6 protein-coding genes are annotated in these 6425 nt (G+C 54.2%); 2 read left to right on the top strand and 4 right to left on the bottom strand.

Features of this window, described 5'->3' with window-relative positions:
• Positions 1-70: 70 nt before the first annotated feature.
• On the top strand, positions 71-1012 hold the full coding sequence (locus IGQ15_RS00985; RefSeq protein WP_297047773.1) for a bile acid:sodium symporter family protein: 942 nt from the start codon (positions 71-73) through the stop codon (positions 1010-1012).
• A 47-nt stretch (positions 1013-1059) separates the two neighbouring features.
• Positions 1060-2397, top strand: coding sequence for a MotA/TolQ/ExbB proton channel family protein (locus IGQ15_RS00990; protein ID WP_297047774.1), 1338 nt, complete (start codon positions 1060-1062; stop codon positions 2395-2397).
• Between the two features lie 3 nt (positions 2398-2400).
• On the opposite strand, the gene urtE is transcribed toward IGQ15_RS00990, so the two are convergent.
• From urtE to urtB, 4 genes are read right to left on the bottom strand one after another with little or no spacing between them, the layout of a single operon-like run.
• Entirely contained in the window at positions 2401-3099 is a 699-nt protein-coding gene (gene urtE / locus IGQ15_RS00995) for an urea ABC transporter ATP-binding subunit UrtE (RefSeq protein ID WP_363315754.1), read from the bottom strand.
• Between the two features lie 50 nt (positions 3100-3149).
• The gene (urtD, locus tag IGQ15_RS01000) at positions 3150-3917 is read right to left on the bottom strand and encodes an urea ABC transporter ATP-binding protein UrtD (RefSeq protein WP_297047779.1); all 768 of its coding nucleotides are present in this window, start codon (positions 3915-3917) and stop codon (positions 3150-3152) included.
• Positions 3918-3922: 5 nt separating this feature from the next.
• On the bottom strand, positions 3923-5092 hold the full coding sequence (gene urtC, locus IGQ15_RS01005) for an urea ABC transporter permease subunit UrtC (protein ID WP_297047780.1): 1170 nt from the start codon (positions 5090-5092) through the stop codon (positions 3923-3925).
• A complete protein-coding gene (gene urtB, locus IGQ15_RS01010) occupies positions 5085-6242 on the bottom strand; it encodes an urea ABC transporter permease subunit UrtB (protein ID WP_297047782.1) in 1158 nt (385 codons plus the stop codon). Before urtB ends, urtC begins: the two co-directional genes overlap by 8 nt.
• Positions 6243-6425: the final 183 nt, after the last annotated feature.

A 6425-nucleotide genomic window follows, 5' to 3' on the forward strand; every position in this document is an offset into this window, starting at 1 on the left:
GAAAAATGTATTCTATTTAACTTTTTTAACGTCCTTATTAGGAGCTTGAACACTCTATAGGTCTTTCCTGATGTCCCGCCTCGAATGGTTAACCCATCTATTCCCCCTCTGGGTAGTGCTGACGGCGATTGTGGCGCTGCTGTATCCACCCCTATTTTTGTGGGTGAGTAGTGATCTCATTGTCTGGATCCTGATGATTGTGATGCTGGGGATGGGGATCACGCTGAGTTGGCAGGAGTTCCAAGCCGTGGGGTTGATGCCTCGCCCGGTTGCCCTCGGGTTTGTTGCCCAGTACCTAATTATGCCGACGGCGGGATGGCTGGTTGCCCACTTATACCAATTGCCCACCCCCTTTGCTGTCGGGCTGATTTTAGTGGCTTGCTGCCCCGGCGGAACCGCCTCCAATGTGGTGACGTTTATTGCCCGCGCCCATGTGGCGTTGTCAGTCGTCATGACCCTGTGCTCAACGCTGGCAGCGATTATTTTGACTCCCCTATTAACCAAGCTGCTGGCCGGCCAATACGTTGAAGTCAATGCTGTGCAATTATTTTGGGGTACAGTCCAAGTGGTGTTACTGCCCATTCTTGTCGGCTTAGCTTTGAATACCAAGGCACCCAACCTGGTGAAAAAAGTGCTCCCCATTTCTCCCTTTGTTTCAGTGTTGGGTATTTGTGTCATCTGTGGTGGGGTGTTCGCAGCAAGTGCCAAGGCAATTCTTAGTCATGGTTTGCAATTGTTGGCAGCCGTTGTGTCTCTCCACAGTTTGGGCTTTCTGGGTGGCTATTACCTTGCTCGCACCGTGGGCTATTCAGAGCGCACCTGTCGGACGATCGCCATCGAGGTGGGCATGCAAAACTCTGGGTTAGGGGTGGCGTTGGCGCGGCAAGCCTTCGCGAATCCTCTCACCGCAGTACCCTGTGCGATTTCGGGGGTGGTTCATTCCCTGATTGGCAGTCTCCTGGCGGGTATTTGGCGGTGGCAGCAGGGAGCAACAGCGGTTCCCAAAATTTGAGGTGCCTTCACGATAGATTGAAAGATGTTTGCGCCCTGAGTATCGTCATGACAGCTTCTTCTCCCGTTTCGACAACAACTGCTCCTTCCCTAACGCCAGTGGCGCTACCCCGCCGTGATCTCACTGTGCCGCTGTGGTTAGCGTTGGCGATCGCGGCCGTTGCCACAGTCATCCTTTACATTTTCTTTTTGCCCCTTCAGAGCACCTACCTTGGTCAACTGCTGCTCAACCGGGGCTGGACGCAACCCGTGGCTGTTTTCTTTGCGTGGACCGTTTTAGTGTTTACGATTTTGAAGGCGATCGCCCTCTTTCAACAAGCACCCAGTCTCCGTCAAATCTGGATCTCCGCCAACTACCCCTTCACCTCGATGCGGGATATTTTGCAATTGCAGCAAGTCCTTGCCCAACGGCGGACGCTGCTTCCCAATCGCTGTGCCCGTGTTTTAGGAGCATTTCTCAGTAGTGGCCAGCGAGAGATTGCCGTTGAAGCCGCCGCAGAAGATAGTGGCAGTGCTGCAGCAGCCACCGATGCCTCCTATACGATTCCCCGGGTTCTAGTGTGGGCGATTCCCCTGCTGGGCTTTATTGGCACCGTCGTCGGGATTAGCCAAGCCGTCAGTGGCTTTTCCAGCTTTTTGGAGACGGCTCAGGACGTGAACCAAATCAAGGAGGGGATTGGCGGTGTGACAACGGGGCTAGCGGTGGCCTTTGATACGACGCTGGTGGCTTTGGTGCTGAGTGTGCTGGTGATGATCCCGATGGTGATCGTTGAACGCTGGGAGAACAAGCTGCTGCTGCAAATTGACACCTACATTAACGATCAACTGCTGCCCCGCCTCCCCGTTACGAATACGCCCGCAGGGGTGGATCGCGCTACTCTTCAAGAAGTGATTCAGGAAACCATTCGCACGGAGCTGCCCACGGAGGAACGGCTGGAACAACTGTTGGACAACTTAAATCAACTGGCCCGTGCCGTGGTCAGGGATCGCCAGCAATTTGTGGCTACACTGGAGGAGCGCCGGCAACAGTCCATTGAGCAGTTTGAGCGCCTCGTGACCCAGATTCAGCACAGCCAAGGGGAACTACTGGCGCATGTCAATCAGGAACAGACCGCCATTGCCCGAGAACTGCGGCAACAGAGCCAATACATAGCTCAACTCTTGGCCGAGAGCGATCGCACCCTGCAACAACGACTACAACTGTTAGAAACCCTTAGCCAAGCCCTGCAAGCCCTTGCCGATACAGGCAATTTGCAACTGCTCCTCGATAGCCTCAACCACACCCTGCAGAACCTACAGCCCGTTCTGCGGCAACTAGCTCAACCTCGACGGGTGACGCTCGTAGAGCAGCCCAGTTCCTTGGATGGCGGCGATCGCCCGATTTAGAGGCTACACCGCGAGGAACCGCTGAATCACCTCTTGACTGAGATCACTGGTGGGCCCAGAGGCAACAATGCCCCCCTTTTGCATCGCATAGTACCAGTCCGCCTCACGGACAAAGTGGAGGTGCTGCTCCACTAGGAGGACAGAAATGCCTCGGGCGGCAATAATGCGACGGATGGCCGCCTCAATCTCAAGGATAATCGAGGGTTGAATTCCCTCCGTGGGTTCATCCAACAGGAGAAGCTTGGGTTCGCCCATTAGGGCGCGGGCGATCGCCAACTGTTGCTGCTGCCCGCCGCTGAGATCTCCGCCCATGCGGTAGAGCATTTTCTTCAGCACAGGAAAGAGTTCAAAAATTTCCTCTGGAATCTCCTGTTTTGCCCTTTGACGGGAACATGCCTCTAAACCCAGGAGCAAATTCTCTTTTACCGTCAGCCGAGGAATAATTTCCCGTCCTTGGGGCACATAGCCAATTCCTAGCTTGGCTCGCTGATCAGGACGCAACGGCAGGAGGGATTCCCCTTGACAGTCCAGTTGACCACTGCGGGGCCTGAGTAGGCCAATGATGGTTTTCAGGAGTGTGGTTTTGCCAACACCATTACGGCCAATGAGGCACACCATTTTGCCAGCGGGGACACTCAAATCAATATCCCGCAGGATATGGCTTTCACCGTAATAGACATTGAGGCCACGAATGCGCAGCATCCAATCGGCATCCACTGCTGTCGTGGGTAGGGGATAGTGATCAACGCGGGTCATGGTTGTTGTGTCGAGGGGGATTCTTCGAGGGGAGCGCCTAAATAGACTTCAATCACGCGGGGATCATTTTGTACGGTTTCAATAGAGCCTTCACAGAGCACCGAACCTTCATGGAGAACCGTAACTGTGCGGGCAATTTGGCGGACAAACTCCATATCGTGCTCAATGACAATAATGGAGTGGCTTTCGGCCAAGGCCACGAGAAGCTCTCCCGTGAGGTGCGTTTCCTCATCGGTGAGACCCGCCACGGGTTCATCCACCAACAACAGATCGGGGGATTGCGCCACCAGCATGCCAATTTCTAGCCACTGCTTTTCACCGTGGGAGAGGAGTCCTGCTGGAAAGTTGGCCTTTGGCCGCAAACCAATGGTGTCAATCAAGGTGTGCAGGCGATCGCGCTCCTCCCGCGAGAGTGGCTGAAATAGCGTTGCAAAAACACCCTTATGGCGGGCTACTGCCAGCTCCAAATTTTCCCGCACCGTTAGGTTGAGATAGACGCGGGGGGTTTGAAACTTGCGACCAATCCCCATACGGGCAATTTGATCTTCGCTGTAGCGACGCAGATTGCGCCCCTTGAAGAGCACTCGCCCCTGTGTCGGCTTGACTTTGCCTGTAATCACATCGAGGAACGTGGTTTTACCGGCACCATTGGGACCAATAATTACCCGTAGTTCCCCCGCCTGCATCTGAAACGAGAGATGATTTAGGGCATTGAAGCCATCAAAACTAACCGTGAGATCCTCAATTTCAAGAATGGGTGTCACAGCAATTATTTGTCCTCCCGTTGCAGAACTTCACGCTCGTATTGCACCTCGGGATTAAACTCCAGTTCGGGATACGTTGCCACTGGTTGCGGCCGCCCCAAGAGTTTCGCGATCAGGTTGGGGGCTTCAGTGCGTAGCCAGCCGACAATACCCGTAGGTAGCGCCAACACCACAATTAAAAATAGTGCCCCTTGGAAAAAGAGCCAAATATCGGCAAACTGCTCACTCAACAAACTGCGGGCAAAGTTGACTAGGAGTGCCCCCAGTATCGCCCCAATGAGGCTGGCACGACCGCCGACCGCCACCCAAATCACCATCTCAATTGAGAAGGCAATGTCCATCGCCCGTGGGGAAATGATGCCTGTGCGTAGGGTAAAGAAGGCACCACCGATCCCCGCCAAGGCAGCGGAAATCGCAAAAACGAGTACTTTATAGCTAGTGGGGTTGTACCCCGAAAAGCGGACACGGGCTTCATCATCGCGGATGGCGACCAGCAGCCGGCCAAAGCGTCCCATTGTCAGCCAACGACAGAGAAGATAGGCCAAGGCCAAGAAAATCACCGTTAGGATATAGAACCAATACTGGGTTTGGGCATCGCGCACAGGGAACCCCAGCAGGGTTTGAAAATCCGTCAGGCCATTGGTGCCGTTAAAGAGCTTTTGCTGACCATTAAAGAAGTTAAAAAAGACGATGATAGCTGCTTGGGTAAGGATGGAAAAATAGACCCCCCGGATGCGGTTGCGAAAGACAAGGTACCCCAAGAGTGCCCCTAGGAGGGCTGGGATCACCACCACTGCCGCTACGGCAAAAGCAAAGGAATAGAAGGGATACCAAAACCACGGCAACTCCGTGACGCCGTAGAGGGCCATAAAGTCCGGCAGGGGGCTAGAGGCAGTGGCGGGCACCTGTAGTTTCAAATGCATAGCGATCGCGTACCCCCCCAAGGCAAAGAAAATGCCATGGCCAAGGCTGAGCAACCCCGTAAAGCCCCAAATCAGATCAATCCCCAAAGCCACAATGGCCAGCGCCAGATAGCGGTGCAGCAAATCCAAGCGAAACCCCGGCAACAGAGGTGGCATCAGGAAAATCAGAATCAGAGCAAGGGCAGCCACCACGATTAACTCGCGACCACTGAGGCGATCTTTGGGAAAAGAGAACTGCGATAGCTTAGGCATCGACCGTCCGTCCTTTTTGTGGGAAAAGACCCGCGGGACGCAGTTGTAGGAAAGCAATGATCAGGATGAAGACCATCACCCGTGCCATGCTGGTACTGGCAAAAAATTCAAAGAAGTCAAACAGTGCCGTTTGCGGTTCAAGAAAGCGGGTCATCAACCCCGAACCAATGACATAGTTGACCAAGCCAATGCCAAGGGCAGCCACAATCGAACCGACAATTTTGCCGACCCCGCCCACAACAACAACCATGAAGGCTTCAACAATGTAGTTCTGACCCGTATTCGGACTCACAGAACCCAAGAGGCTAATGGCACAGCCTGCTACCCCCGCTAGACCAGAGCCAAGGGCAAAGGTGAGGGCATCAACGGTTTGGGTGGGAATCCCCAAGCAGGCGCTCATACTGCGGTTTTGCGTTACAGCGCGAATCCGTAGCCCCCATTGCGATCGCAGAAGAAAGAGGTAAATCGCCACCAGACACACTGCCGTCAAGGCAATAATCAAGAGGCGGACAAAGGGAAACTGCACCCCCCAAAGATTCACTCCTCCCCGCAGCCAGCTGGGAGCTGTCACATCCACCCCCTGAGCACCAAACCAAGGTTTTGTCATTGCCAGACCCACCGCGCCGCCAGCCACGAGACCAGCCGTTAGGCCAATCCCGACAGAGAGCACCATTAACACTGGTGTTACCCAAGCCTGCCAACGGGGAGCGATCGCCCGTTTAGAGAGGAACCAGCGGCCACCAAAGAAGAGCAGACAAAAGAGGGCAATTTGCAGCGTCATCTGCCAACTGATACTGCGCACCAACTGTTGCAGGATCAAACTCACGCCCCAAGTGGCCAAGAGGGTTTCGAGGGGACGACCATAGAGATAGCGAATGACTCCCCGCTCAAGAAGAACACCGACCCCCGCTGCCACCGCAAAGGCCAAGGGCACTGCTATCAATAGATAGGCGTCAAACCAACCCTCCCCCAATTGGCGGAAGCCATTTTGTACCATGAAGGTCGTGTAGGCGCCCAGCATCATCAGTTCACCGTGGGCAAGATTAATCACGCCCATAATCCCAAAGACGATCGCCAGCCCCAGTGCAGTTAGTAGCAACACCGCACCAATACTCATGCCATTGAAAACACTTTCTAGCAAAAAGGTCATGGTCCTTAAACCTGTGGGAAAAAAGCGACACCGCACAGTTAGCCGCGATCGTCAATCACCTTGGGGGGCAAAAACTGTTTTCAGGACTACTAAATTACGGAAATTAGGGAATCAAGCCCCCGCAGTCTTAAATTTGCCGGGGTTGTCCACATCCGTGCGCGTCCAGTCACAGGCAAATCCCTT

The organism is Thermosynechococcus sp. M98_K2018_005 (assembly GCF_015295825.1).
Taxonomy (GTDB): domain Bacteria; phylum Cyanobacteriota; class Cyanobacteriia; order Thermosynechococcales; family Thermosynechococcaceae; genus Thermosynechococcus.

Bases quoted from the DNA above. Each gene is read 5' to 3' on its own strand.
- IGQ15_RS00985 (WP_297047773.1), top strand. From the start codon at position 71: ATGTCCCGCCTCGAATGGTTAACCCATCTATTCCCCCTCTGGGTAGTG.
- IGQ15_RS00990 (WP_297047774.1), top strand. From the start codon at position 1,060: ATGACAGCTTCTTCTCCCGTTTCGACAACAACTGCTCCTTCCCTAACG.
- urtB (WP_297047782.1), bottom strand. From the start codon at position 6,242: ATGACCTTTTTGCTAGAAAGTGTTTTCAATGGCATGAGTATTGGTGCG.
- urtC (WP_297047780.1), bottom strand. From the start codon at position 5,092: ATGCCTAAGCTATCGCAGTTCTCTTTTCCCAAAGATCGCCTCAGTGGT.
- urtE (WP_363315754.1), bottom strand. From the start codon at position 3,099: ATGCTGCGCATTCGTGGCCTCAATGTCTATTACGGTGAAAGCCATATC.